Raw genomic sequence first — 25,906 nt, 5'->3', positions numbered from 1 at the left:
GCCTGGCGCTCACTCCGCCGCGCGCTTCGCCCTGAGGGCCTCCACCATGCCGGGCAGGCTGGCGCGGCTCGGGCGCGGGCGCTCCACCAGGTGCTCGATGGCGGAATAGTCGAGATAGCCGCAGCGGGCGAGCGACTGCACGCGGGCGGCGTCGAAGCGCCCGTCGACGATGGCGGCGTCGTCGATGAACACGCCGACCACCTCGCCGATTACCATGTACTGGTCCGCCTTCCGCCCGTCGCGGCCCTTGAGCTGGATCGTCTCCACATGGACGCATTCGAGCGCGGCGGGGGCGGCGGCGACGCGCGGCGGCTTCACCAGCCGGGACGGCGCCTTGGCGAGGCCCGTGAGGTCGAACTCGCTCACGTCCGGCGGCACCGCCGCCGAGGAGACGTTCACCTCGTCGATCAGGCCGGCGATGGCGAGCGAGCATACGAACTCGCCGGTGGCCTCGACGTTGGCCACCGAATCCTTGCGCGAGGTGGAGGAGAACATGACCAGCGCCGGGTCGTCGCCGATCATGTTGAAGAAGGAATAGGGGGCGAGGTTGGCGACGCCCTCCGGCGACAGGCTGGAGATCCAGCCGATGGGGCGCGGGGCGATGATGGCCTTGAGCGGCGAATGGGGCAGGCCGTGATCGTTCTTTGCGGGCTCGTAGAACATGGGGGCCTCGGCAGGAAGGGGGTGGCGCGCGGCGGTCCGGCGCGGACGGGGGCGCACGATCCTAGAGCGCGATCTGATCAAATTGAAACAGTTTGATCGGTGAGCAGCCCTCTAACTTTAAGCGGGAGAACGCGTTTTCCGCTCAGCTTGCGGCGCAGGCCGGACCGTACCGCGCTCCGGAGCATTCTCGCGCGAGGCGCGTGCCGGCTCCAAGGACCGGTTCCAATGGAAGGCACATGCCCGGAACAAAAAAAGGCCGTTGCGACACTGTCGCAACGGCCCACGGGAGGAAGCGTCTCGCCGCGCGGCGCGGCCTCAGGAGGCCTTGAGGCTCACCACGGCGGCCTCGGTCAGCTCCGGCAGTGCGTCGCGCAGCCTGTCGCGCAGCACCTTGCCGCGGTCGCTCTTCGGCAGGCTCTCGGCGAGGTAGATCTTCTTCGGCACCTTGGGCAGCGGCAGGCGGGCGCGCAGATAGGCGGCGATCTGGTCGCCGGTGACATCCGGGGTCTTCGGCACGACCACGCACACCACCTCTTCCCCATAGATGGGGTCCGGGACGCCGAGGGCCGCGCCCTCCAGCACCAGGTCGGAAGCCATGAGGATGTTGTCGATCTCCACCGGGGCGATGTTCATGCCGCCGCGGATGATGAGGTCCTTGGTGCGGCCGGTGACGGTGATGAAGCCTTCCGCGTCGCGCACCGCGAGGTCGCCGGTCTTGATCCTGAGGCCGCGCACCGGCTCGATGGTGCCGTCCTCGCGCAGGGTGCCGAGCGCGGTCTGCGGGCCGCCGATGGTGACCTCGCCCTCGACCCCCACCGGGCACTCCTTGCCCTCGCCGTCGACGATGACGAACTCCTGGTGCTTGGCGGGCAGGCCCACGGTGCCGAGCTTGGCCTTGTAGTGGCGGTTGCCGCAGATCCAGCCCGCCTCCGACATGCCGTAGAGCTGGAGCAGCTTGATGCCGTACATGGTCTCGAACTTCACCCACTGCTCGGCGCTCAGCGGCGCGGTGGAGCACGTCATGAGGCGCAGGGTGGGGATGTCGTCGGCGGTGTAGCCGAGCGGCTTGTTGAGCAGCATGTTCAGCACGGTGGGAACGCCGGCCGAGAAGGTGATGCCGTACTTCTGGATCCACTCGAAGAAGCGCGAGTGCGAGAAGCGCTTGGCGATGTGGAGCGTGGTGCCCCTCTGCAGGAACGGCATCAGCGACAGGACCTGGGCCGAATTCCAGCCGAAGGAACGGTATTCCAGCGTCCGGTCGTCCTCGGTGAGCCCCAGCATGTCGAGCGTGGAGAGGCCGCTCAGCCAGTAGGCGGCGTGGTCGTAGACCACCGCCTTCGGCCGGTCGGTGGTCCCGGACGTGCAGAAGATCCCGGCCATGTCGGTCGGGCCGTAGCCGTCGGGCAGCGTCGCCGGATCGACGCGCGCCGGAAGGCTGCGGAAGAAGTCGTCGGCCGGATCGCCGGCGCCGTCCTTCTTCCAGGCGCCGAAGCGGATGGTCGGTCCGTCGCCGGCGATGGCGGCGTAGTCGAGGCCGTTCTGGTAGAGCACCGCCTTGGGCTTCAGCAGCGCGGCGAAGTCGCCGATATATTCGTTGTTCAGCTCGATGTTGAGCGGGCACGCCACGGCGCCGATGCGCCAGGTGCCGAGCCAGATCAGGAGCTTCTCCAGGCACTCGTCGGAGAGCAGGAGCACCTTGTCGCCCTTGCCGACGCCGAGCGCCACGAGCTTGGCGGCGATGCGGTCGGTGAGGTCGGCCAGCGCGCCGAAGGTGATGGCGCTGTCCTGGTCGAGGTCGACGATGGCGAGCCGGTCCGGGTCGCGGTCGCGATAGCGTGCCAGAAGCACCGGCACGGACGCGAAGGGGATATCCAGCTGGTGGCCGCTGAAGATGTCGTCCATGGGGGGCCTCCCGCGCCCGAGAATGTCGCCGCACTCGCAATTGGTTTGGAGAAGCGGGCGGCGCGGCCCAGTCCGCCGCGCCGCCCGCCTCCCGAGGCGACGGGTGCGGCTGAGCCGCGCCCGTCCCCGATCCCGGTTTCCGTGGCCTGGACCGGCTCAGTGGCCGGTCTTGGCCAGCAGCTCGGTCCAGCCGCTCATGCGGGCCTGGACCTTGGTGATCTGGTCGCGCGAGAGGAAGTCCTCGAGCTTGACCTTGGAGACCGGATACTGGGGCCGCAGGAAGTCCTCCTCGTAGCCGTAGGGCACGGTGGCATCGATGCCCATGCCGCCCTCGTAGGAGGTGTTGGTGGCGGTCCATTCCTTGTCGCCGGCGGTCATGCGCTCGGCCGGCATGAAGGTCTGGCCGCGCCCGCCGGGGGTGGGATTGAGGATGTCCGTGCGCGGGTTCACGCGGGTGGTAATGCACCACATGATCTCGTCCATGGAGTAGATGTTGGTGTCCTCGCTGACCGCGATGGCCACCCGCATGCCCTGGGAGGTGGAGAGCAGCGCCGAGAGGAAGTTGCGCTGCCAGCCCTCCTCGATGCGGTTGCGCTTCTTCACCTGGATGATGACGCCGCCCCAGTCGGTCATGCAGTAGGGGATGTTCACGTCCTGCACGATGCCGGGCTGGAGCCGGTTGCACAGCTCGAACATGGCCGCCTCGCGGATCGAGGTGTCGATGTTGTGCTCGTCCAGCGTATGGGCGCCCAGGGCGAACACGATCGGCTTCGATTCCGGCTTGCGGGTGGTGATGCCGGTGACGTGGAAGGTGGGGGCGCGATAGGCCTTGCCCATGTAGCCCGCCCACTCGGGATGGAAGTGGTGGCGGCCCTGGGTCTGGTCGGCCTCCGCCTCGGCGGTCTCGAAGCGCTTGTCGCGCGGGTCGATATAGCCCTCGATCACGATCTCGGCGTCGGCGAGCGCGTAGGCGTCCACGGTGCGGGCCTTGACGAGGCGCACCGGGAAGCCCTGCGCGGCGCCGGCGACGCCAATCTCGTCGCAGCCATAGGGCAGGATCACATAGTCGAACGCGGCGCCGGCCAGCAGGGTGCAGGCGGCGGGCACGCCGAAGCAGAAGGTGAGCGGCACGCGCTCATTCTTGCGGTAGGCCTCGCTGACCACCTGCCACATGTGGGAGCCGGGCGAGATCTGGAACGTGCCCACATTGCCCCAACGAAAATTCATGCGGTTGTAGCCGACGTCCGTGCCGCCGCCGAAGGCGGCGCCGGTGACGCAGCGGATGCCCGAGCCGATGGTCATCTCGCTTTCCAGCTCGGTGTGCCGGATCGCCACCAGGAACGGGTTCACGTCGTCCGGATTTTCGATCACCACCTCCTGGCAGGGCGCGTCCGCCTGGGCGATCTCCACCGGCGGCAGCGGGTGGGAGAGGGCATAAGCCAGCTTCTGGGTGCGCTCCTTGTCGGAGGCCCAGCCGAACATCCGGTTCACGGCGCTGATGTCGCCGAACAGGTTGGTGAGCAGGCGGTGGTTCGGCTTGCCCTTCACATTGTTGAAGAGCACCGGGCAGGCGCCGTCCATGAGCTTCTGGAGGCCGGTGAGCTCCAGGTCCGGATTGACCTCCTTGTCGGTCACCACCAGGTCGCCCTGCCGCTCGAGCCACGCAAGCGTCCCGCGCAGGTCCAAAAGGTGCCGGTTGGGGTGGTCCTGGATGCTGGCGGCGTCGCCGGTCGGCTTGTGGGCGATGGTCATGAGCGGCTCCTGATTGATTTGGTAATTTAGCGCGTATTTACGCGTACTCGTAACTCAGCTCTGTGGCTCTAGTGAACGCTTCCGGCGGAACCGGCGCATTGAAATTTCTTCATAGCCCAATGAGCTAATGTGCATTATCGGTAATTTAGTGTGTCAAATCGCCACTCTCCAGTTCATTGGCCAGATAAAATGTATTCAACCTTCGGCTGGACCTATCATGAATTTAGGTATAGGTATGCGATAAATAAGATTTACCAACGGGAAGGCACGCATGGGAGCGGTTCGAACAGGGCTTCAGGTGGTTGCGGGCACGAACGGTCCTGATCAGCAGGCGGCCGTGCGGATCGCCGGGCTGAGCTATCGCCTGCTGGACAGGCAGAAGCGCCAGCTCCAGATTCTCGACCATGTGGACCTGACCCTGAAGGAGGCGGAGTTCGTCTCCATCGTCGGCCCTTCGGGATGCGGCAAGAGCACCCTGCTCAACTTCATCGCCGGCCTGACGCCGGTGCAGAGCGGCGCCGTCGAGGTGTTCGGCGCCCCGCCCGGCGGCGAGGCGGCCCCGATCGGCTACGTGTTCCAGCAGCATGCGCTGCTGCCGTGGCGCAACGTGCTCCAGAACACGGTCATCAGCCTCGAGGTGAAGGGCGTCGCCAAGGCCGAGCGCGAGCAGCGCGCCCGCGAGATGCTGGGCGTGATGGGCCTCGACGGCTTCGAGGACCATTTCCCGCGCGAGATCTCCGGCGGCATGCGCCAGCGCGTCTCGCTCGCCCGCACGCTGGTGGACAATCCGCGCCTCATCCTCATGGACGAGCCGTTCGGGGCGTTGGATGCCCAGACCAAGCTGCTGATCCAGGAAATGTTCCTCAAATACTGGGAGGAGCATAGGAAGAGCGTGCTGTTCATCACCCATGACCTCGGCGAGGCGATCGCGCTCGCCGACCGGGTGCTGGTGATGAGCGCGCGCCCGGGCCGCATCCTCGCCGAGTACGAGGTGGGCATCCCGCGCCCGCGCACCCTCGACCAGGTGCGCCACATGGCGCGCTTCACCGAGCTGCACGACGCCATCTGGGAGGATCTGCGCGGCGAGGCGCTCAAGGCCATGCAGGGGAGGGCTTGATGGACCAGGACAACTCGCGTCAGGTGGCCATCCTCAAGGTGGTGCTGCTGATCGTCATCGTCGGCGGCTGGGAGCTCTCGGCCCGCCTCGGCATCATCCCGGTGTTCTGGACCTCCAGCCCGTCGCTGATCGCGTCTGCCTTCTGGGAGTCCCTGAAGGAGAACGAGATCACCTACCACACCTACATCACCATGCAGGAGGCGCTCGCCGGCCTTGCCGCCGGCGCGGTGGTGGGCGTGCTGCTCGGGCTGGTGCTGGGCGTGAGCCGGGTGCTCGGGGCGGCGCTGGAGCCGTTCGTGATCGCCATGAACAGCCTGCCGCGCGTGGCGCTGGCGCCGCTGATCGTGATGTTCGTCGGCATCGGCTTCGCCTCGAAGTTCCTGCTCGCCTTCTCGCTCGTGGTGGTGCCGATCATGCTGAACACCTACGAGGGCATCAAGGCGGCGGACCCGCAGCTCATCAACATGATGCGGGTGATCCACGCCAAGCGCTACCAGGTGTTCTACAAGGTGCTGCTGCCCAATTGCGTGCCGTGGATCTTCTCGGCGCTCCGGGTCTCCATCTCCTTCGCCATCATCGGCGCCATCGTCGGCGAGTTCATCTCCGCCCGCGCCGGCATCGGCTACATGATCGACAGCGCCGCCGGCGCCTTCGACACCACCGGCATGATCATGCCGCTCATCGTGCTGATGGTGCTCGCCTTCAGCATCGACCGCGCGTTCGTCGCCACCTCGAACCGTCTTCTGCGGTGGCGCGACGAGGCCCTGCACTGAGCCGGCACCGGCCCGCTCCCGCGGGCCGGCCGGATCGGGCGCCGGGGCGCCAGACCAACCGACCAAGCAAGATCAAACCTTGAGGGACAACGCCATGATTGGGGAACACACCCGGCGCCGGTTCGCCGCCCTTGCCATCGCCGCGCTCGGCCTCGCCGCCGCGGTGCCCGCCTCCGCCCAGGAGACCAAGCTCAACATCGGCATCTCGGTGAAGTCGATCTTCGGCCTGCCGCTGGTGGTGGCGCGCGACAAGGGCTTCTTCAAGGACGAGGGCCTCGACGTCACGCTCGAATACTTCGCCGGCGGCCCGCCGGCCACCGCCGCGCTCATGGGCGGCTCGCTCCAGTTCCTCAACGGGGCGCTGGAGAACAACGTGAAGACGGCCAAGGCGAACCAGCCGATCGTCACGATCATGAACATCCAGTCGAACTATGCCGGCGCGATCATCATGCGCAAGGACCTCGCCGACAAGCTCGGCCGCGCGCCCAAGGTCGAGGACCTCAAGGGCCTGCGGATCGGCACGCTCTCGCGCGGCGGCTTCACCGACGTGTCCACGCGCTACATCCTGAAGACCGCCGGCATCGACCCGGAGAAGGACGCGACGCTGGTGCCGATCCGCGGCGCCGACCGCCAGCTCGCCGCCGGCAAGGCGGGGGAGATCGACGCCGCCATGGTGACCGAGCCGTGGGGCCCGATCGCGGTGGAGGGCCTCGGCGAGTGGGTCTATGTGGTGAACACCACCGTGGGCCAGGGTCCGAAGCTGTTCCAGGACATGGGCTACGTGGTGCTGCAGACCACCCGCGACTATCTCGCCAAGAACCGCCCGATCGCCGAGAAGGTGGTGCGGGCCATCGTCAAGGCGCAGAAGTTCATCGCCGACCCGAAGAATGTCGACGAGGTGACCAAGATCGCGCTGAAGGAGTATGGCGACAGCCAGCCCAAGGCGATGCGCATCTCGGTCGAGACCCAGGCCAAGACCTACGTCCCCTACATGAACGAGGCGATGATCGGCAAGACCATGGACCTGCTGGTGCCGAACGGCCTCATCAAGGAGCCGGCCCCCGCCTACAAGGACGTGGTGGACGCCTCCTTCGAGCCGCTGTGGAAGGACTACGGCCCCGCCAAGTAAGGCACGGCTGGCGATCGGCCGGGCCCCCGGAGCGGGGGCTCGGCGCATAAGAGCTGCAAGGCGCCCATCGGCGCTCCTGGGCCGCCGTCTCCGGTTTCGGAGCGGCGGCCTTTTTTCATCGCGCTCTAACTTCATGGGAGAGAACGCGTTATCCGTTCAGCCTGCAATGCGGGCTGACCGGCGCGTGCTCTGGCGGCTCAGCCGACGACCGGCACCTGGCGCTCCACCTCGATCCCGTCCGCGTCGAGGCGGCAGACGAGGCCGATCGCCTCCACGCCGAGCGCCCGCGCCTTGTCGAAGGCGGCGCCGTAGTGGGGATCGAGGTCACGCGCGAAGCCGATCTGCCGCGCCGAGCCGATCTGGCTCAGATAGACCATCACCGCCCGGCTGCCCGTCTGCGCCATGTCCCCCAGCTCGACGAGATGCTTGGCGCCGCGTGCCGTCACGCAGTCAGGGAACTCCGCCTGGCCCGGCCGGCGCATGAGGTGGACGTTCTTCACCTCCACGAGGCATGGCGGGCGGGCGTCGTCCTCCAGCAGGATGTCGATGCGGCTGTTGCGGCCGTATTTCACTTCGCGGCGCAGGCGCTGGTAGCCGGACAGTTCCGGCACGAGGCCGCCCGCGATGGCCTCCGCCACAAGGCGGTTGGGATGCATGGTGTTGACGCCCACCCATTCCGGGCCGGCGCCGAAATCGGCCTCCACCAGCTCCCAGCCGAACGGCAGCTTGCGCCCCGGCGCGGTGGCGGGGGAGAGCAGGACGCGCGCGCCTGGCGTCATGAGCCCCAGCATGGCGCCGGAATTGGCGACGTGGACCGTCACCTCGGTTCCGTCCTCCAGCGCCACGTCGGCGAGGAAGCGCTTGTAGCGGCGCAGGAGCCGCGCCGGCACGAGGGGCGAAGGGAAGCGCATCGCCGGCCCTCAGGCCTTGCCGTCGCTTCGGCCGTCGAGGCGGATCAGCGTCTGGGTGCCGCTGGCGCAGTGGATGCGGGTCCCGCCGGCCTCCGCATGGACGTCCACCCGCACCACGGTGAGGGTGCGCCCCGCGCGCAGGACCACGCCCTCCGCCACCAGCCGATCGCCCTTGCCGGGCGCCATGATGTTGATCTTGTACTCCACCGTCAGCACCGTCGCGTCGGCCGGGAACAGCGAGAAGGCGGCATAGCCGCCGGCCACGTCGGCGATAGCGCCCATGGCGCCGCCGTGGAAGAAGCCATGCTGCTGCGTCACCTTGGCGTCGAACGGCAGGATCACCTCGACCCGGCCCGGGGCGACGGTGCCGAGCGTGGCGCCCATCGTCGCCATGAAGGGCTGGCGCGCGAAGCTGTCGCGCACGCGCGGCTCGAAGCCGGGGTCGGCAGGAACGAATGTGGCGGGGCGCGCGGCGGCATCGGCCATCGGGGCGGGCTCTCCAGGAACGGGGAGGAAGGGGCCGCGAGGATAGCGCATCTCCCGCGCCGCGCAGCCCGCCCCGGCGCGGGAGATGGACGCAGGCGCGCCGTTGACTTCGCCCCCCGCCCGCGCCTCAGTGGTCGATGCGCGAACCGGGGGGACGGCGCCATGAGCTACGCCTATCTGTTCATCGCCATCGTCGCCGAGGTGGTGGCGACCTCGGCGCTCAAGTCGGCCGAGGGCTTCACCCGGCTCTGGCCTTCGGTGATCGTGGTTCTCGGCTACGGCACCGCCTTCTATTTCCTGTCGCTCACGCTCCGGGACATCCCGGTCGGCATCGCCTATGCGATCTGGTCCGGGGTGGGCATCGTGCTCGTGGCCGGCTTCGCCTGGGTGTTTTACCGTCAGGCGCTGGATCTGGCGGGGCTTGTCGGGCTCGGCCTCATCATCGCCGGCGTGCTGGTGGTGAACCTGCTCTCGAAGACCGCCGCCCACTGAGGGCGCGAAGGGGCGCGGAGCGCCGCGCCCCGTGCTTCACGAGCCGGCCAGCTCCGGCTCGGCGCTCTCCGCGTCGGCGGGCAGGAACAGGTCGAACATGCGACCGGTGGCGAGCCTTTGGGCCTGGAGCACGGCGCCGGCGACGCCCTGCGCATCCGCCGCCACCTCGCGCGCCAGCGACAAAGCGGTGGGGAAAGGCGCGGCGAGCGAGGCCACCACCTCGTCGGAATCGAAGCTCAGGTCGGCGTCGAACTTGCGGGCGATCTGCTGCATGCGCCGGTTCTGCGCCAGGCAGTTGAGGCAGAGCGTGCGGATGCCGCGGTTGCGGGCGGTGAGGATGACGCGCTCCAAGAGAAGCGTGCCGAGCCCGTGATTCTGGTAGTCGGGCTCGACGCTGAAGGCGGCCTCGGCCTCGCCCGGCAGCACGTCGCCCATGGGATAGAGCTCGGCGGCGGCGCGCAGCACGCCATCGACGAAGCAGCCGTGCACTATCGCGCCGGAACGGAAGGCGCGGGATGCATAGCGCGTGACGAATTCATCGGATACGGCCGAGCCGAACCGAAACCGGCGGCTCTCCACATCGAGGCGCAGGAGGTGATCGCGGAAGATCTCCGCCTCTCCCGCCCACAGCTTGCGGATGATGCCCGGTGCGACCTGATCGGTCATGGTGGTCTCCACGTTTGGCGTCGTCATCCGGCGCGAGCGGTTTGCTCTCTGCCGGCGGCTCCTCGCCAACGACACCCTGGCCGCGGCGCATGCGCCTCGGCTTCCTCGGATGCCCCCGGGGTTCCTCCGCGGCCGAACTTAGGTGCGTTGCAATAAAGGTCAAGAGAGTTGACCTGAATCAACGAGTGGAAACCCCGGTGCTGACTCTGTGAATCTTACATACAGAATTGATTTATATGTAAAAATTCCATGCCATGCGCGGGGCGCGGCTCTGCTGCGTCGCACAATCGTGGCTTGGCCCTCATTCGGCCGCGATCCGCCGGAGGGCGAATCGGGCGCGCCGCCGGTCGCAGGGCCCAGCCTTGCCGCACCGGCGGGGGTCCTCTAAGACGCCCCCAGCCTTTGAACATCAGGACTCCCGCTTCGCGGGCGCGAGCAGCCATGGCCAAGACCGACAAGCCGAACGACAACAAGCTGAAAGCGCGCCTGCCGCGCGGCCTCGCCGACCGCACCGGCGCCGAGCTGTCCGCCACCCGCGCCATGCTGGAGAAGATCCGCGCCGTCTACGAGCTTTACGGCTTCGAGGCGCTGGAGACCCCGGCGTTCGAATATACCGACGCGCTGGGCAAGTTCCTGCCCGACCAGGACCGGCCCAACGAGGGCGTGTTCTCGTTCCAGGACGATGACGAGCAGTGGCTGTCGCTGCGCTACGACCTCACCGCCCCGCTCGCCCGCTACGTGGCGGAGAACTTCGACAAGCTGCCCAAGCCCTACCGCTCCTGGCGCGCGGGCTATGTCTACCGCAACGAGAAGCCGGGGCCGGGGCGGTTCCGCCAGTTCATGCAGTTCGACGCCGACACGGTGGGCGCGCCCTCGGTCGCCGCCGACGCCGAGATCTGCATGATGGCCGCCGACACGCTGGAGGCGGTGGGCATCCCGCGCGGCGCCTATGTGGTGCGGGTCAACAATCGCAAGGTGCTCGACGGGGTGCTGGAGGCCATCGGCCTCGGCGGCGAGGATAATTTCGGCCGCCGCCTGATCGTGCTGCGCGCCGTGGACAAGTTCGACAAGTTCGGCATTCCCGGCGTGAAGCTGCTGCTGGGCGCCGGTCGCAAGGACGAGAGCGGCGACTTCACCAAGGGCGCCGGCCTCACCGATGCCCAGGCGAGCCTCGTGCTCGCCATGCTGGACGGCGGCATCTCGGCGACGCCCGCGGGCGTCAGCTTCGAGATGGAGGGGCGCGACATCGAGATGGTGGCGCGCCTCGTCTCCAGCGCCGTCTTCAAGGAGGGCATGGACGAGCTGGCGGAGATCGCCGCTCTGGTCGCGGCCGCCGGCTATGGCGACCGCGTGAAGGTCGACCCCTCCGTGGTGCGCGGGCTCGAATATTACACCGGCCCGGTCTACGAGGCCGAGCTCACCTTCGAGATCACCGACGAGGACGGCCGCCCGGTGCGCTTCGGCTCGGTGGCGGGCGGTGGGCGCTATGACGGCCTCGTGGCCCGCTTCCGCGGCGAGAAGGTGCCTGCCACCGGCTTCTCCATCGGCGTCTCGCGGCTGCTCGCCGCGCTGGCGGCCCTCGGCAAGCTCGATGCGGCAGCCGAGATCGGCCCGGTGGTGGTGCTCGCCATGGACAAGGAGCCGGCGCGCATCGCCGACTACATGAGGATGGTGGCGGACCTGCGCGCCAACGGCATCCGTGCCGAGATGTATCTCGGCGGCGCCGGCATGAAGGCGCAGATGAAGTATGCCGACCGCCGCGGCGCCCCGGCGGTGGTGATACAGGGCTCCAACGAGAAGGCGGCCGGCGAGGTCCAGATCAAGGACCTGGTGGAGGGCGCGCGGATTGCCGCCTCCATCGCCGACAATGCCGAGTACCGCGCCGCTCGCCCGGCCCAGCTGGCGGTGCCCGAGGCGGAGATGGTGGCCGCCATCCGCGACATCCTGGAGCGGCGGGCCGAGGGCACGCTGGGGTTGGCGGACTGAGGGCAACGTCGGCGCCAGCCGCGCTTTCCTCCGGATGCTCCGGCTTGACCGGAGCATCCATGCGCGGCCGATGGCGATGCGGCAGGCGGCCCTTGGGCCCTCCGGTCAAGCCGGAGGGCGACGGCGGGAATGCCGAAGCGGCCCGCCCCATCCCGAACCGCCGTCATGCCCCGGCTTGACCGGAGCATCCATGGGCCGCCGAGATCAGGCCGCGCCTTGCGTCGCTCGCGAGCGCCTGGGCCCTCCGGTCAAGCCGGAGAGCGACGGGGACGCGAGAGTGGATGGCTCTGGGGGCAAGGCGCCAGCCAGCCCCCAAATGCTGCACCGCCATGTGTTCGGTCACGATTCCGTGCTATCGGCACATCCGCGACACATTCTGCCCGCGCGGAGAAGCCCTCTCATGTTCCCCACGCCCAAGCCCGTCCTCGTGCCCAACACCTATGCGTACGAATCCGAGCCCATGGTGAAGCCGACCGGCTTCCGTGAATATGACGCGCGCTGGCTGTTCCAGAAGGAAATCAACCTCATGGGCGTGCAGGCCCTCGGCATGGGCCTCGGCACGCTCATGCACGAGATGGGCGTGCGCCCCGAGATCGTCACCGGGCACGATTTCCGCTCCTATTCCTCCTCCATCAAGCTGGCGCTGGTCTCCGGCCTCATGGCGGCGGGGGTGAAGGTGCACGACATCGGCCTCGCCATGTCGCCCATGGCCTATTTCGCCCAGTTCGCGCTCGACGTGCCGGCGGTGGCGATGGTGACCGCTTCCCACAACGACAATGGCTGGACCGGCGTGAAGATGGGCGTGAACCGCCCGCTGACCTTCGGCCCCGACGAGATGACCCGCCTGAAGGAGATCGTGCTCGGCGCCAAGTTCGACCTGAAGGGCGGCGGCGCCTACCACTTCGTGGAGAATTTCCCGGAGGTCTACATCAAGGACCTCACCGACCGGCCGAAGCTGAAGCACCCGATCAAGGTCATCGCCGCCTGCGGCAACGGCACCGCCGGCGCCTTCGCCCCGCGCATCCTGGAGGCGCTGGGGGCGCAGGTGATCCCGCTCGACTGCGAGCTCGACCACACCTTCCCGAAATACAACCCCAACCCCGAGGACATGGAGATGCTCCATGCCATGCGCGACGCGGTGCTGGAGCACAAGGCGGACCTGGCGCTCGGCTTCGACGGCGACGGCGACCGCTGCGGCGTGGTGGACGACGCCGGCGAGGAGATCTTCGCCGACAAGATGGGGGTGATGCTCGCCCGCGATCTCGCCAAGCTCCATCCCGGCGCGACCTTTGTGGTGGACGTGAAGTCCACCGGCCTGTTCGCCACCGACCCGGAGCTGATCAAGCTCGGCGTGAAGGCCGACTACTGGAAGACCGGCCACTCCTACATGAAGCGCCGGGTGAACGAGACCGGCGCGCTGGTGGGCTTCGAGAAGAGCGGCCACTACTTCTTCAACAAGCCGGTGGGCCGCGGCTATGACGACGGCCTCGTCAGCGCCATCGCCGTGCTCGACATGATGGACCGCAACCCCGGCAAGAAGCTCTCGCAGCTGCGCGAGGCGCTCCCCAAGACCTGGTCCTCGCCCACCATGAGCCCCCACTGCGCCGACGAGGCGAAGTATGGCATCGTCGCCCAGGTGGTGAAGTATTACGAGGACCTCGCCGCCAAGGGCGCGCTCGTCACCGGCCAGAAGATCCGCGACATCGTCACGGTGAACGGCGTGCGCGTCACCTGCGAGGACGGCTCGTGGGGCCTGGTGCGCGCCTCCTCCAACAAGCCCGAGCTTGTGGTGGTGGTGGAGAGCCCGGTCTCCGAGGCGCGCATGCGCGAGATGTTCGCCGAGGTGGACGGCGTGCTGCGCACCCACCCGGAAGTGGGCGCCTACAACCAGACCATCTGAGGGAAGCGGTCGCCGTGCTGCGCGCCGGCGGCCGTCCTTTCCGGCACCGGCCTTTCCCACCGTCGCCCTCCGGCTTGACCGGAGGGCCTATCCTGCGGCCGGGCGCGAGGCGGCGAGGGGGCTTGGCCTGGGGCCGTAGGAGGCTGGAGACCACGCAAGGCGCGGCCCGGCATCCGAGGCGCGTGGATGCTCCGGTCAAGCCGGAGCATGACGGCAGTGAGGCTTTCCCGCGCGCCGTCCCCCTTTTCCCCCACCGTCGCCCCTTTTCCCCACCGTCGCCCCTTTCTCACCGCCGTCGCCCTCCGGCTTGACCGGAGGGCCTATCCTGCGGCCGGGCGCGAGGCGGCGAGGGGGCTTGGCCTGGGGCCGTAGGAGGCTGGAGACCACGCAAGGCGCGGCCCGGCATCCGAGGCGCCTGGATGCTCCGGTCAAGCCGGAGCATGACGGTTGGGACATGTGCGCGCGCCGGCAGGCCGGCACGCGCTCTCAGGCGCCGGCGTCGAGGGCCTCGACGATGGCGGTGCCCATCGCGCTGGTGCTGATCGACGGCGTGCCCTTGGGGGCGATGTCGGCGGTGCGCTTGCCGGCGTCGAGCACGGCGGCGATCGCCTTTTCGATGCGGTCCGCCACCTCGCCCTGGCCCAGCGAATAGCGCAGGGCCATGGCCAGCGAGCCGATCATGGCGATGGGGTTGGCGATGCCCTTGCCGGCGATGTCGGGCGCCGAGCCGTGCACCGGCTCGTACATGGACGCGCGCCGGCCGGCCGCGTCGGCCGCGCCGAGCGAGGCCGAGGGCAGCATGCCGATGGAGCCGGTGAGCATGGCGGCGAGGTCGGACAGGATGTCGCCGAACAGGTTGTCGGTGACGATCACGTCGTACTGCTTGGGCCAGCGCACAAGCTGCATGGCGAGGCTGTCGGCGAGCTGGTGGTCCAGCTCCACGTCCTTGTAGGCGCGGGCGTGCAGCTGGGTGACCACTTCCTTCCAGAGCACGCCGGACTTCATCACGTTGTGCTTCTCGGACGAGGTCACCTTGTTGCGCCGGGTGCGGGCGAGCTCGAAGGCGACCGCCGCGATGCGCTCGATCTCGAACGTGTCGTACACCTGGGTGTCGATGGCGCGCTTCTGGCCGTTGCCGAGGTCGGTGATGGTCTTCGGCTCGCCGAAATAGACGCCGCCGGTCAGCTCGCGCACGATCAGGATGTCGAGCCCCTCCACCACTTCGGGCTTCAGCGAGGAGGCCTCCGCCAGCGCCGGATAGCAGATGGCGGGGCGCAGGTTCGCGAACAGCTCCAGGTCCTTGCGCAGGCGCAGCAGGCCGGCCTCCGGGCGCACGTCATAGCCCACGTCCGCCCACTTCGGGCCGCCGACGGCGCCGAAGATCACCGCGTCGGCGGCCTTGGCGAGCGCCATGTCGGCCTCGGAGATCGAAGCGCCGTGCGCGTCGTAGGCGGCGCCGCCCACGAGCCCTTCCTCGATGGCGAAGGAGGCGAGGCCGGCCTTCTCCAGCCAGGCGATGACCCGCTTCACCTCCTCCATCACCTCGGGGCCGATGCCGTCGCCGGCGAGCAGGAGCAGCTTGTGGGTGGCCATGGCGGGTATCCTCGTATCCTTGGGGTCGATGCGGCGTCGTGCCGTCTTCGTGGGGCGTCCGTCCTGAGGGCGGGGTGGGGCGGCGCGGGAGCCCGCGCCGGCGGAAAGGCGCTTCGGCTCTAAGGCGTCGCCGCCGCGAGCGCAAGGGTGCCGCAGGGGTCAGGGCGGGAGAACCCTCTCCCTGGGGGAGAGGGAGCACCAACGCTGGTGTAAGGGCGCCTTATGGGGCAAGGGCCGCGCCGGCCCGGCCGCATCATGCCTGCTTCACGAAGGCGGCGAAGGCGTCCTGGTAGTCCTTGTGCCAGCGCGAGAGCGGTGGGCGGTTCTCGATGATGTCGCCGGCGGCCCAGGCGATGCGCTTCTCGTCCAGGGCGCGCGGCACGTCGTTGTCCGGGCACAGGATGTAGAAGTCGCCCGCCTCCAGCCGCTCCAGCATGAAGGCGACGGTCTGGTCGGCCGTCCAGGCGCCCGCCGGCTTCTCGGCGCGCCCGCCGCCGGCGAGCGGCGTGAACACGAAGCCGGGAATGAAGAGATGGGCCGAGACCGGGCTTCCCGGCGTGTTGCGCAGCTCGTGCTCCAGCGCCTCGGTGAAAGCCTTCAGCCCGGCCTTCGAGACGTTGTAGGCGGGGTCGCCCGGCGGCGTGGTGATGCCCTGCTTGGAGCCGGTGTTGACGATCAGGCCCGGCCGGCCGCGCGCCAGCATCTTCGGTCCGAACACCCGCGCGCCGTGGATGACGCCCCACAGGTTGACGGCCATCACCTTCTCCCAGTTCGCGAGCGGGCCGAACAAGGCGCTGCCGGGCTGCACGCCGGCATTGTTCATGAGGAGGTCCGTGCCGCCGAAGCGGGCGGCGACCTCCGCTTCCAGGCGCTCGATGTCGGCGAGGCGGGAGACGTCGGTCGCGACCGCGAGAACGTCCGCGGCCCCGCCTCGGGCAAGGCCGGAGACGTCGGCGGCGGCGGCCTCCAGCTTCTCGCCGGGAAGGTCGGCGATGACCACCTTCAGGCCGCGCTCGGCGAAATGCCGGGCGGCGGCAAGGCCGATGCCGGACGCGCCGCCGGTGACGACGGCCACGGCGCCGGATGACAAAGCGGGATGGGACATGGCGCTACTCCGTGCAGGATGGCTCAGCGCCGCGTGGCCACATAGGCGCCGCCGACGATGAGCAGGCAGGCAACGGCAAGCGACCATGTGGGGGCGGCAAAGCCCGTCAGGACCAGTAACAAGGTGGAGAGCACCGGCGCCGCATAGGAGGCGACGCCGAGCAGGCGCACGTCGCCCTTCTTCATGCCGATGTCCCAGGCGTAGAAGGCGATGCCCACCGGGCCGATGCCCAGCGCCGCCACCGCCGCCCATTCGCCGATGCCGGAGGGCCACACGGTCTCCTCCCAGGCGAGGTGGCACGCCCCCGCGAGCAGAGCGGTGACGAGGCAGAAGCCGGCCACCGCCTCGGTCGGCACGTCGGCGAAGCGGCGGGAGAGCACCGAATAGGACGACCAGATGAAGGCGCAGGCGAGGGCGGCGAGATAGCCCGGCGCATAGCGCGCCTCGATGCCGCCGAAGCCGCCCTTGCCCATCAGCAGGACCACGGTGCCGGCGAAGCCCATGAGGGCGCCGACGACGTGGACCCGCCTCAGCCCGCCGCCCGGCAGCAGCGCCGAGAGCAGGACGATGAGCAGCGGCCACAGATAGGAGATCAGCCCCGCCTCGGCCGGCGGCGCCCATTTCAGCGCCAGGAAATAGAGGAAGTGGTAGCCGAACAGGCCGCCCACCCCATGGAGAAAAGCGAGCGGGCGCTGCGCCAGCACGCCGAGCCCCGGTCCCCGGAGCGCCGCGCCGAGCCCCACCAGGCCGCCGAGCGCGAAGGTGAGCGCGGTGAGCAGGAACGGCGGCACCTGGCCGGTGGCTGCGGTGAGCAGCGCCAGCGTCGCCCACAGGGCGATGGCGGCAAGGCCGATGCGCGTCGCGCTCGCGGAGGACATGTCAGGCTCTGGGGCGTCAGGGGCCGAGGAGGTCGATGAGCGGCGGGATCAGCGGCGCGTCGGCGGGCGGCATGTCGAGCTCGCGCAGCTTGCCGGCGCGCACCCATCTCAGCGCCTGGTGCTCCTTGCGCTGGACCGCGCCGTCCCAGCGCCGGCAGACCCACAGCGGCATCAGCAGGTGGAAGGTCTCGTAGCCGTGGCTCGCGAAGGTGAGGGGGGCGAGGCACGCCTCCTTCACGGTGATGCCCAGCTCTTCCGAAAGCTCGCGGATCAGCGTCTCCTCCGGCCGTTCGCCGGGCTCCACCTTGCCGCCGGGAAACTCCCACAGCCCCGCCAGCGCCTTGCCCTCCGGCCGCTGGGCCACCAGCACGCGGTTGTCCGCATCCACCAGCGCGCAGGCGACGACGAGAGTGAGCTTCACGAGCGGTAGTCCCCGTTGATCGCCACGTATTCCTTGGTGAGGTCGCAGGTGAGCACGGTGTCGGAGCCGCGGCCGAGGCCGATCTCCACGGTGAGGTCGATGACGTCGTTCTTCATGTAGTCCGACACCGCCGCCTCGTCATAGGCGGGGTCGCGCGCGCCGGCGTGGGCGACGCGGATGGCGCCGAAGGAGATGGAGAGCAGGTCGCGCTCGGCCGGCTCGCCGGCCTTGCCCACCGCCATCACCACGCGGCCCCAGTTCGCGTCCTCGCCCGCCACGGCGGTCTTCACCAGCGGCGAGTTGGCGATCGACATGGCGATGCGCCGCGCCGACTTGTTGGAGGCGGCGCCGTTCACGTGCACCCGCACCAGCTTGCGGGCGCCCTCGCCGTCGCGCGCCACCTGCTCGGCGAGGTCCGCCATCACCGCCCGGAGCGTGCGGCGGAAGGCCCGCAGGCGCGGGTCGGTGGGGTCCTTCGCCGGGCGCACGCCGCGCGCCTTGGCGGCGCCGGTGGCGAACGCGAGCAGCGTGTCGGAGGTGGAGGTGTCGCCGTCGATGGTGACGGCGTTGAAGGTGGTCTTCACCGCCTTGTCGAGCATGGCCTGCAGCACGCCGGCGGCGAGCGGGGCGTCGGTGAAGATGAAGGAAAGCATGGTCGCCATGTCCGGCGCGATCATGCCGGCGCCCTTGGCGATGCCGGAGATGGTGACCGGCACGTCGTCGATCAGCACCTTGGCGGTGGCGAGCTTCGGGAACGTGTCGGTGGTCATGATGGCGCGGGCGGCGTCCTCCCACGGCCCGTTCGACAGGCGCGCGGCGGTGGCCTCCAGCACACCGGCGAACTTGGTCGCGTCCAGCGGCTCGCCGATCACGCCGGTGGAGGCGAGGAACACCTCGTTCGGCTTGCAGCCGAGCGCCTTGGCGGCGATCTCGGCGGTGAGCTTCGTCGCCTCGCGGCCCTTCTTGCCGGTGAAGGCATTGGCGTTGCCGGAGTTCACCACCAGTCCGGTGGCCTTGCCCCGCTTGAGCAGCTCGCGGCACCATTCCACCGGCGCCGACGGGCAGCGCGAGCGGGTGGTGACGCCGGCCACCGTCGTGCCGGGCGTGAACGCCATCAGGAGCACATCCGTGCGGCCCTTGTAGCGGATGCCGGCCTCGGCGGTGGCGAAGGCGACGCCGGGCACGGGCGGCACCTCGGGCAGGCTCTTGGGCGCGAGGGGAGAGACGGTGGTGGACATGATGGCTCCCGGGATCGGCGGCGTCGCGCCACCCTGCGCAGCGGCCGGGCCGGCGGGCGACGGCGAGGGTGTGCCGCAGGATCGGGGCGGGCGCAAGGGCGGGCACAAGGGCAGGCGCGAGAGCGGCCGCTTCGGGCGCCCCACGGCACGGAGCGGTTCCATCCGGCGAGACGTTCCTTTCCCGCCGCGCGAAGCATCCTTGTCGGGTCGCGCATTGATGGCGCGGCCGGGGCGGTCTAGTGATCGCGGCGCCAGAACGAGACCCGCGACCCAGGAAACGCCCGAGCCGGATATGCCCGAGACCAAGACGCCCGCCGCCGCGACAGCCGCCACGATGACCGACCGGGACATCCTGATCGCCTTGTTCGAGAGCGCGCTCGCCGCCGCGCTCCCCGAGGGCAAGTTCAAGCGCCGCCTTCCGGAACCGCCGAAAGGCCGGACCATCGTCATCGGCGCCGGCAAGGCCTCGGCCCGCATGGCGCGCGCCTTCGAAGAGGAGTGGGGACGGCCCTGCGAGGGGTTGATCGTCACCCGCTACGGCCATGGCTGCGAGACCAGGCACATCGAGATCGTGGAGGCCGCCCACCCGGTGCCGGACCAGGCGGGGCTCGACGCGGCGCGGCGCATCCTGGAGATCGCCCGCTCGGCGGGGCCGGACGACCTCGTGGTCTGCCTCATGTCCGGCGGCGCGTCCGCGCTCCTCACCTTGCCGGCGGACGGGCTGACGCTGGAGGACAAGCAGGCGCTCAACCGCGCGCTGCTGAAGTCCGGCGCGCCCATCGGCGTCATGAACAAGGTGAGGAAGTCGGTCTCCGCCATCAAGGGCGGCCGGCTCGCCGCCGCCATCGCCCCGGCGCGGTGCGTGACCTATCTCATCTCCGACGTGCCGGGCGACGACCCCGGCGCCATCGGCTCCGGCCCCACCATTCCCGAGGCGTCCGACCCCGAGGCGGTGCTCGGGCTGCTCAAGGCCTGGAAGGTGGAGGTGGACCGGACGATGGAACAGGTGATCCGCGCCAACCGGGTGGCGGGCGATGCCATCCCCGGCCAAGAGGTGCACATGATCGCCACCCCGCTGATGGCCCTCGAGGCCGCAGCCGTGAAGGCGCGGACGCTGGGCATCGCGCCGATGATCCTCGGCGACGCCATCGAGGGCGAGGCGCGGGAGGCGGGCATCGTGTTCGCCGGCATCGCTGCCTCGGCGGCGCGCCACGGCCTGCCGGCGGCGGCGCCGTGCGTGCTGCTCTCGGGCGGCGAGACCACCGTCACCGTGCGTGGCAAGGGGCGCGGCGGGCGCTCGGTGGAGTTCCTGCTCTCGCTGGCGGTGGCGCTGAAAGGGATTCCCGGGGTCTCGGCCGTCTCCTGCGACACCGACGGGGTCGACGGCACCGAGGACAATGCGGGGGCCTGGTTCGACGCCGCCATCCTGGCTGAGGCCGAGGCGAAGGGAATGAACGCCGAGACCTTCCTCGCCAACAATGACGGCTACAGCTTCTTCTCCGCCCTCGACCGGCTGGTGGTGACAGGGCCGACGCTCACCAACGTCAACGATTTCCGCGCCATCCTGGTGCGGTAGGACCGCGCCGAGGTGCCGGCCGGACGCCGTGCTCAGGGAACGTCATGCCCCCGGCTCGTCCGGGGCATCCACCCAGCCGCTCGCCTTGCGTTCGCAAGCCAAGAGCCAGCCCAGCCGGGCCGTCATCGCCCGGACGAGCCGGGGGATGACGGCGCCGCAGGGGCCCGCGCCTCAGATCCGCACGTTCTCGGCGAGGAAGTCCACGAACGCGCGGATGCGGGCCGAGAGCGGCCCGGCGCCGCCCACATGCACCGCATGCACCTCGGACAGGTCGCCGGGGTTGAGATGCTCCAGCACCGGCACGAGGAGGCCCTGCGCCACCTCGGCGCGGACCTGGAACTCGGACACCCGCACCAGCCCGAGCCCGGCCAAGGCCAGCGCCTTGATGGCCTCGCCGTCGCTCACCAGCGCATTGCCGTCCGGCGGCACGGTGACGATGCCGCCGGCGCCGTCCAGGAACGGCCATCCCTCGACGATGCGGGTGAAGCAGAAGCGCAGCCGGTTGTGGCGCTCCAACTCCCGCGGGGTGCGCGGCATGCCGTGGCGGTCGATGTAGGCGGGTGACGCCACCACGATGTTGCGGCTCTCGCCGAGCTTCTTCGCCACGAGCCGTGAATCGCGCATGGGCCCGACGCGGATGGCGACATCGGCGCGCTCCTCCATCAGGTCGACCACCGTGTCGGTGAGCGCCACGTCCACGCTCATCTCCGGGTGACGGTCGAGAAAGGCGGGCAGAAGCGGCAGCAGGTACGCCATGCCGAAATGCACCGAGGCGTTGACCCGGAGCCGGCCGCGCGGGGCCGCGCCGGCGGCCGCCTCCTGCTCGGCGGCGCCGATCTCGTCGAGGATGCGCGCGGCCCGGGCGTAGAAGGCGGCGCCTTCCGGAGTGAGCTGGAGCTTGCGGGTGGAGCGGTTGAGAAGCCGCACGCCGAGCCGCCGCTCCAGGCGGGCGATCAGTTTCGACACCGCCGAGGGGGTCATGCGCGCGCGGCGCGCGGCGGCCGAGAAGCCGCCCTCTTCCACCACGCGCGCGAACACCTCCATCTCGCCCGAGCGGTTGATGTCCTGGGCCATTGGTGATCTCAATTCATGAATGATGTGATCGGCGGCATGCTAGTTCACGGTCGCCGCGCGGTCCATGTTGCACCGCACATCATCCCTTCGCGGACCACGGACCGAACCACCATGCCCGTCGCACTCTATGCGCTCGCCGCCGGCGCCTTCGGCATCGGCGTCACCGAATTCGTCATCATGGGCCTGCTGCTGGAGGTGGGCGCCGACCTCGGCGTCTCCATCTCCTCGGCCGGCCTGCTCATCTCCGGCTATGCGCTGGGCGTGGTGGTGGGGGCGCCGCTGCTCACCGGCCTCACCGCGCGTTGGCCGCGCAAGAGCGTGCTCGTGGGCCTCATGGTGGTGTTCACCCTCGGCAACCTCGCCTGCGCGCTGGCGCCGAGCTATGGCTGGCTGATGGCGGCGCGGGTGCTCACCTCGTTCGCCCACGCCACCTTCTTCGGCGTCGGCTCGGTGGTGGCCACCGGCCTCGTGCCGGCCAACAAGAAAGCCTCGGCCATCGCCATCATGTTCACCGGCCTCACGGTGGCGAACATCCTCGGCGTGCCGTTCGGCACCTGGCTCGGCCAGATGGCGGGCTGGCGCGCGACCTTCTGGGCCGTGACCCTGATCGGCGTCGCCGCGGTGGCGGTGATCGCGCTCCTGGTGCCGCAGGACCGTCAGGCGCCGGAAGCCACACGCCTTGCCGACGATCTCAAGGTGCTGCGCCGCCCGGCGCTGCTGCTGGGGCTCGCCACCACGGTGCTGAGCTGGGTCGGCGTGTTCGCCGCCTTCACCTATATCGCGCCCATGCTCACCCGCCTGTCGGGCTTCTCCGACGGGGCGGTCTCGCCGATCTTGCTGGTGTTCGGCGCCGGCCTCGTGGTGGGCAACCTCGCCGGCGGGCGTCTCGCCGACCGGTGGCTGGTGCCGACCGTGTTCGGCTCGCTGGCGGTGCTCTCTGTGGTGCTGTTCGCCATGACGGCCGGCATCCGCCACCCGGCGAGCGCGGTGGTCTTCGTCGGCGTGCTGGGCGCCGCCGCCTTCGCCACCGTGGCGCCGCTGCAAATGTGGGTGCTGGAGAAGGCGAAGGGGGCCGGGCAGTCGCTGGCCTCGTCCTTCAACATCGCCGCCTTCAACCTCGGCAACGCGCTGGGCGCGGCGCTGGGCGGGCTCGTGATCGACCACGGGCCGGGCCTGTGGGCGCTGACCCTGGTAGCCGGCATCGTGCCGCTGCTGGCGCTCCTGACCGCCTACGGCGCGGTGCGGGTGGAGGCGGCGGGCGCCGGCGCGCCGGCGCTCACACCCTCGGGACGATGATGAGGCGTTCCACGAGCTTGCCGCCCACCAGATGGGACGCGACGATCTCGTCGATGTCCTCGGGGGAGCGCGGCTGGTACCAGACGCCCTGGGGATAGACCACCATGATCGGCCCCGCCTGGCAGAAGGACAGGCAGCCCGAGGCGGTCATGGCGATGTCGCGCCGGCCGGTGGCCTCGATCTTCTTGCCGAGGCGCTCCCAGAGGGGCTGGGCGCCGTTGGCGCCGCAGGAGCCGCGCGGATGCTGCGGCGGGCGCTGGGTGAAGCAGCAGAAGACGTGGTGCGTGTAGACCTGGGGGATCTCCAGCGCCTCGTCGGCGGCATCGGCGGTCAGGCTGTCGGTCATGGAGGCTCGCGCGGCATCAGGGACGATGCTGGAATGATTCAAGTCCCGTGCCGCCCGCGCGAAATCAAGTTTATCTTTAAATTTCAGTGTTTTGCAAAATAACGGCCAATGGCGCGTATGCGACATCCGTCGCTCGTCCGGCGCAAACACGACAGCCGGCCCCGCGCCGCCGGACGCGCGAAGGGGGACCCGGAAGCCGAAGCAGTGACAGCGGCGGGAGCGGGGGCAAGGCCGACCGCTTCGCTTCGGCGGGCGCTCCGGGCCGGGACGCGCCGCTCCGCGTCATCCCGGCCGCCGCCCTTCTCCGTGCGGGAGAAGGGCGGCGGAAAGGCCTCAGGTGATGTATTGGGCGCCGTTCACCGTCATGGTGGAGCCGGTGATGAAGCCGGCGTCGTCCGCGGCAAGGAACACCACCACGCGGGCGATGTCCTCCGGCTCGCCGAGGCGGCCCACCGGGATGGTGGCGACGATCTTGGCCAGAGCCTCCGCCGGCACAGCGCGCACCATCTCGGTGGCGATGTAGCCGGGGGCGATGGCGTTGACCGTGATGCCCATCCGCGCCGTCTCCTGGGCGAGCGCCTTGACGAAGCCGATCTCGCCGGCCTTGGCGGCGGAATAGTTGGTCTGGCCGAACTGGCCCTTCTGCCCGTTGATGGAGGAGATGCAGACGATGCGGCCGAACTTGCGGTCGCGCATGCCCTCGATCACGTTGCGGGTCATGTTGAAGGCGGAGTTGAGGTTGGTGTTGATCACCGCGCTCCACTGCTCCAGCGACATCTTGTGGAGCTGGCCGTCGCGGGTGATGCCCGCATTGTTCACCAGCACCTCCACCGGGCCGACCTCGGCCTCCACCTTGGCGATGCCGGCCTTGCAGGCCTCGAAGTCGGACACGTCCCACTTGAAGGCGGGGATGCCGGTCTTCTCGGTGAAGGCTTTGGCGGCCTCCTCGTTGCCCGCGAAGTTCGCCGCCACCTTGTAGCCGGCGGCCTTCAGCGCGATCGAGATCGCCTCACCGATGCCGCGGGTGCCGCCCGTGACCAATGCGACGCGCCCCATTGTCTCCTCCTCACCTCTGTTGGCCCGACCTGAAGACAAACCACCAGCCTTCCGAAGCGGATCGGACCACGTCCGGAAGTTGTCTAAGCAATGCTCACTGAAGTTTCGAGCATTCGGAGCCGCGACCTTGCGGCGCGGCCCCGAGCCTCGTTCGCGCCCGGGCGATCAATCCCGCTCGAGGCACATGGCGATGCCCATGCCGCCGCCGATGCACAGGGTGGCAAGGCCCTTCTTGGCGTCCCGCTTCTGCATCTCGTGCAGGAGGGTGACGAGGATGCGCGCGCCGGAGGCGCCGATGGGATGGCCGATGGCGATGGCGCCGCCGTTGACGTTCACCTTCGAGGTATCCCAGCCGAGGCCCTTGTTGACCGCGATGGCCTGGGCGGCGAACGCCTCGTTGGCCTCGACGAGGTCGAGGTCGGCGGCGGTCCAGCCCGCCTTCTCCAGGGCCAGCTTCGAGGCCGGGATCGGGCCGGTGCCCATCACCGACGGGTCGACGCCCGCCTGCGCCCAAGAGGCGATGCGCGCCAGCGGCTTCAGGCCCTTGGCCTTGGCGGCCTCGGCGCTCATCAGCACCACGGCGGCGGCGCCGTCATTGATGCCGGAGGCGTTGCCGGCGGTGACCGTGCCGTCCTTCACGAACGCCGGGCGCAGCTTCGTCATGGCGTCCATGGTGGCGCCGTGGCGGATGTATTCGTCCTGGTCGACGACCACGTCGCCCTTCTTGGAGGCGATGGTGACGGGGACGATCTCGTCCTTGAACTTGCCCGCCTTCTGGGCCGCCTCGGCCTTGTTCTGGGAGGCGACGGCGAACTCGTCCTGCTCCTGGCGGGTGATCTGGAACTCCTTGGCCACGTTCTCGGCGGTGTTGCCCATGTGGTAGCCGTTGAAGGCGTCCCACAGGCCGTCCTTGATCATGGTGTCCACGAATTCGAGGCCGCCCATGCGCTGGCCGTTGCGCAGGTGCGCGGCGTGGTTGGACTGGCTCATGGATTCCTGGCCGCCGGCGACCACGATCTCGCTGTCGCCGTTGGCGATGGCCTGGGCGCCGAGCGCCACGGAGCGCAGGCCGGAGCCGCACACCATGTTCACCTCCCACGCCGGGCTGGTGATCGGCACACCGGCCTTCAGGGAGGCCTGGCGGCCCGGATTCTGGCCCTGCGCGGCGGTGAGCACCTGGCCGAGGATGACCTCGCTCACGGCCTCGGCCGGCACGCCCGCGCGCTCCAGCGCCGCCTTGATCGCGATCGCGCCAAGCTCGTGCGCGGGAAGCGATCCCAGTCCGCCATTGAACGAACCGACCGGGGTGCGCGCCGCACTGACGATGACGACGTCGTCCTTCATGGTGCTCTCTCCTGGGCCTTGGCGGCCTTGGCCTGCCTGTCGCGGCGTGCGCTCCGGCGCCACCGCGTTCGGATGCTAAAGTGGTTATGCCGCCGGCATTGTGTCAATGACCCATGTCAAGGCAACCCGCGAGCTGGAGTTGCCTTTACGTGAGCCGTTGGAGCCGTGCTCCGGCCACGCGCGCGCCATGCGGCGCGACGCG

Annotated in this window: 23 protein-coding genes; 8 read left to right on the top strand and 15 right to left on the bottom strand. The window is 69.5% G+C overall.

The genetic code is table 11. The features are described from left to right. Window positions 1-9 precede the first annotated feature (9 nt). The 3 genes from V5F67_RS19935 to V5F67_RS19925 form a co-directional block, all read right to left on the bottom strand. Window positions 10-663 (bottom strand): flavin reductase family protein, encoded by a 654-nt coding sequence (locus V5F67_RS19935; protein WP_394020294.1) that lies wholly within the window; start codon window positions 661-663, stop codon window positions 10-12. A gap of 315 nt (window positions 664-978) precedes the next feature. After that, window positions 979-2,565, bottom strand: coding sequence for a class I adenylate-forming enzyme family protein (locus V5F67_RS19930; protein WP_394020292.1), 1,587 nt, complete (start codon window positions 2,563-2,565; stop codon window positions 979-981). 156 nt (window positions 2,566-2,721) lie between these two features. Continuing rightward, entirely contained in the window at window positions 2,722-4,317 is a 1,596-nt protein-coding gene (locus tag V5F67_RS19925) for a UbiD family decarboxylase (RefSeq protein ID WP_394020290.1), read from the bottom strand. 271 nt (window positions 4,318-4,588) lie between these two features. Here V5F67_RS19925 and V5F67_RS19920 point away from each other — a divergent pair, with 271 nt between their 5' ends. The 3 genes from V5F67_RS19920 (at window position 4,589) to V5F67_RS19910 (ending at window position 7,336) form a co-directional block, all read left to right on the top strand. Continuing rightward, window positions 4,589-5,434, top strand: coding sequence for an ABC transporter ATP-binding protein (locus V5F67_RS19920; RefSeq protein WP_394020288.1), 846 nt, complete (start codon window positions 4,589-4,591; stop codon window positions 5,432-5,434). Continuing rightward, window positions 5,434-6,207: an ABC transporter permease gene (locus V5F67_RS19915; RefSeq protein WP_394020287.1), complete on the top strand. Its 774-nt coding sequence runs from the start codon at window positions 5,434-5,436 to the stop codon at window positions 6,205-6,207. Before V5F67_RS19920 ends, V5F67_RS19915 begins: the two co-directional genes overlap by 1 nt. 94 nt (window positions 6,208-6,301) lie before the next feature. Further along, window positions 6,302-7,336 carry an ABC transporter substrate-binding protein gene (locus V5F67_RS19910; protein WP_394020285.1) on the top strand — a complete coding sequence of 345 codons (1,035 nt, stop codon included), beginning with the start codon at window positions 6,302-6,304 and terminating at the stop codon, window positions 7,334-7,336. Window positions 7,337-7,533: 197 nt separating this feature from the next. On the opposite strand, the gene sfsA is transcribed toward V5F67_RS19910, so the two are convergent. Beyond that, on the bottom strand, window positions 7,534-8,247 hold the full coding sequence (gene sfsA / locus V5F67_RS19905) for a DNA/RNA nuclease SfsA (RefSeq protein WP_394020283.1): 714 nt from the start codon (window positions 8,245-8,247) through the stop codon (window positions 7,534-7,536). A gap of 9 nt (window positions 8,248-8,256) precedes the next feature. Next, a complete protein-coding gene (locus V5F67_RS19900; RefSeq protein ID WP_394020281.1) occupies window positions 8,257-8,733 on the bottom strand; it encodes a PaaI family thioesterase in 477 nt (158 codons plus the stop codon). A 162-nt stretch (window positions 8,734-8,895) separates the two neighbouring features. On the opposite strand from V5F67_RS19900, the gene V5F67_RS19895 reads away from it, so the two are divergent. Next, window positions 8,896-9,225 carry a DMT family transporter gene (locus V5F67_RS19895; RefSeq protein WP_394020279.1) on the top strand — a complete coding sequence of 110 codons (330 nt, stop codon included), beginning with the start codon at window positions 8,896-8,898 and terminating at the stop codon, window positions 9,223-9,225. A gap of 36 nt (window positions 9,226-9,261) precedes the next feature. On the opposite strand, the gene V5F67_RS19890 is transcribed toward V5F67_RS19895, so the two are convergent. Beyond that, window positions 9,262-9,891: a GNAT family N-acetyltransferase gene (locus V5F67_RS19890; protein WP_394020277.1), complete on the bottom strand. Its 630-nt coding sequence runs from the start codon at window positions 9,889-9,891 to the stop codon at window positions 9,262-9,264. A gap of 441 nt (window positions 9,892-10,332) precedes the next feature. Here V5F67_RS19890 and hisS point away from each other — a divergent pair, with 441 nt between their 5' ends. After that, on the top strand, window positions 10,333-11,877 hold the full coding sequence (gene hisS, locus V5F67_RS19885; RefSeq protein WP_394020275.1) for a histidine--tRNA ligase: 1,545 nt from the start codon (window positions 10,333-10,335) through the stop codon (window positions 11,875-11,877). Window positions 11,878-12,277: 400 nt separating this feature from the next. Then, window positions 12,278-13,777 carry a phosphomannomutase/phosphoglucomutase gene (locus V5F67_RS19880; protein ID WP_394020273.1) on the top strand — a complete coding sequence of 500 codons (1,500 nt, stop codon included), beginning with the start codon at window positions 12,278-12,280 and terminating at the stop codon, window positions 13,775-13,777. Between the two features lie 486 nt (window positions 13,778-14,263). Here the strand turns inward: V5F67_RS19880 and leuB are convergent, their stop codons facing one another. The 5 genes from leuB to argJ all read right to left on the bottom strand — a co-directional run bounded on the left by leuB (window position 14,264) and on the right by argJ (window position 19,012). After that, the gene (leuB, locus tag V5F67_RS19875) at window positions 14,264-15,370 is read right to left on the bottom strand and encodes a 3-isopropylmalate dehydrogenase (RefSeq protein ID WP_394020271.1); all 1,107 of its coding nucleotides are present in this window, start codon (window positions 15,368-15,370) and stop codon (window positions 14,264-14,266) included. A 253-nt stretch (window positions 15,371-15,623) separates the two neighbouring features. Further along, window positions 15,624-16,475, bottom strand: a complete 852-nt coding sequence (locus tag V5F67_RS19870; RefSeq protein ID WP_394020269.1) for an SDR family NAD(P)-dependent oxidoreductase — start codon at window positions 16,473-16,475, stop codon at window positions 15,624-15,626. 23 nt (window positions 16,476-16,498) lie between these two features. Then, on the bottom strand, window positions 16,499-17,353 hold the full coding sequence (gene yddG / locus V5F67_RS19865) for an aromatic amino acid exporter YddG (protein WP_394020267.1): 855 nt from the start codon (window positions 17,351-17,353) through the stop codon (window positions 16,499-16,501). A 16-nt stretch (window positions 17,354-17,369) separates the two neighbouring features. Next, complete coding sequence (locus tag V5F67_RS19860) at window positions 17,370-17,774, bottom strand: (deoxy)nucleoside triphosphate pyrophosphohydrolase (RefSeq protein ID WP_394020265.1); 405 nt, start codon at window positions 17,772-17,774, stop codon at window positions 17,370-17,372. Next, window positions 17,771-19,012, bottom strand: coding sequence for a bifunctional glutamate N-acetyltransferase/amino-acid acetyltransferase ArgJ (gene argJ / locus V5F67_RS19855; protein WP_394020263.1), 1,242 nt, complete (start codon window positions 19,010-19,012; stop codon window positions 17,771-17,773). The genes V5F67_RS19860 and argJ overlap by 4 nt, the downstream gene beginning before the upstream one ends. Before the next feature lie 292 nt (window positions 19,013-19,304). Between argJ and V5F67_RS19850 the strand changes: the two genes are divergently transcribed. Further along, window positions 19,305-20,588: a glycerate kinase type-2 family protein gene (locus V5F67_RS19850; protein ID WP_394020261.1), complete on the top strand. Its 1,284-nt coding sequence runs from the start codon at window positions 19,305-19,307 to the stop codon at window positions 20,586-20,588. 171 nt (window positions 20,589-20,759) lie between these two features. Here V5F67_RS19850 and V5F67_RS19845 read toward each other — a convergent pair whose 3' ends face one another. Next, the gene (locus tag V5F67_RS19845; RefSeq protein WP_394020259.1) at window positions 20,760-21,662 is read right to left on the bottom strand and encodes a LysR family transcriptional regulator; all 903 of its coding nucleotides are present in this window, start codon (window positions 21,660-21,662) and stop codon (window positions 20,760-20,762) included. A 111-nt stretch (window positions 21,663-21,773) separates the two neighbouring features. On the opposite strand from V5F67_RS19845, the gene V5F67_RS19840 reads away from it, so the two are divergent. Further along, entirely contained in the window at window positions 21,774-22,958 is a 1,185-nt protein-coding gene (locus V5F67_RS19840) for an MFS transporter (RefSeq protein WP_394020257.1), read from the top strand. On the opposite strand, the gene V5F67_RS19835 is transcribed toward V5F67_RS19840, so the two are convergent. From V5F67_RS19835 to V5F67_RS19825, 3 genes are all read right to left on the bottom strand, one after another. Beyond that, window positions 22,939-23,304: a (2Fe-2S) ferredoxin domain-containing protein gene (locus tag V5F67_RS19835; protein WP_394020255.1), complete on the bottom strand. Its 366-nt coding sequence runs from the start codon at window positions 23,302-23,304 to the stop codon at window positions 22,939-22,941. The two genes, V5F67_RS19840 and V5F67_RS19835, sit on opposite strands and share 20 nt — an antisense overlap. A gap of 333 nt (window positions 23,305-23,637) precedes the next feature. Continuing rightward, window positions 23,638-24,360, bottom strand: coding sequence for an acetoacetyl-CoA reductase (gene phbB, locus V5F67_RS19830; protein ID WP_394020253.1), 723 nt, complete (start codon window positions 24,358-24,360; stop codon window positions 23,638-23,640). Window positions 24,361-24,525: 165 nt separating this feature from the next. Further along, on the bottom strand, window positions 24,526-25,704 hold the full coding sequence (locus tag V5F67_RS19825) for an acetyl-CoA C-acetyltransferase (protein WP_394020251.1): 1,179 nt from the start codon (window positions 25,702-25,704) through the stop codon (window positions 24,526-24,528). Window positions 25,705-25,906 lie beyond the last annotated feature (202 nt).

It is taken from the genome of Xanthobacter pseudotagetidis (assembly GCF_043194795.2).
GTDB lineage: Bacteria > Pseudomonadota > Alphaproteobacteria > Rhizobiales > Xanthobacteraceae > Xanthobacter > Xanthobacter tagetidis_A.
Note: the sequence above shows the minus strand (reverse complement) of the source record. Positions and strands in the feature narration are given on the sequence as shown.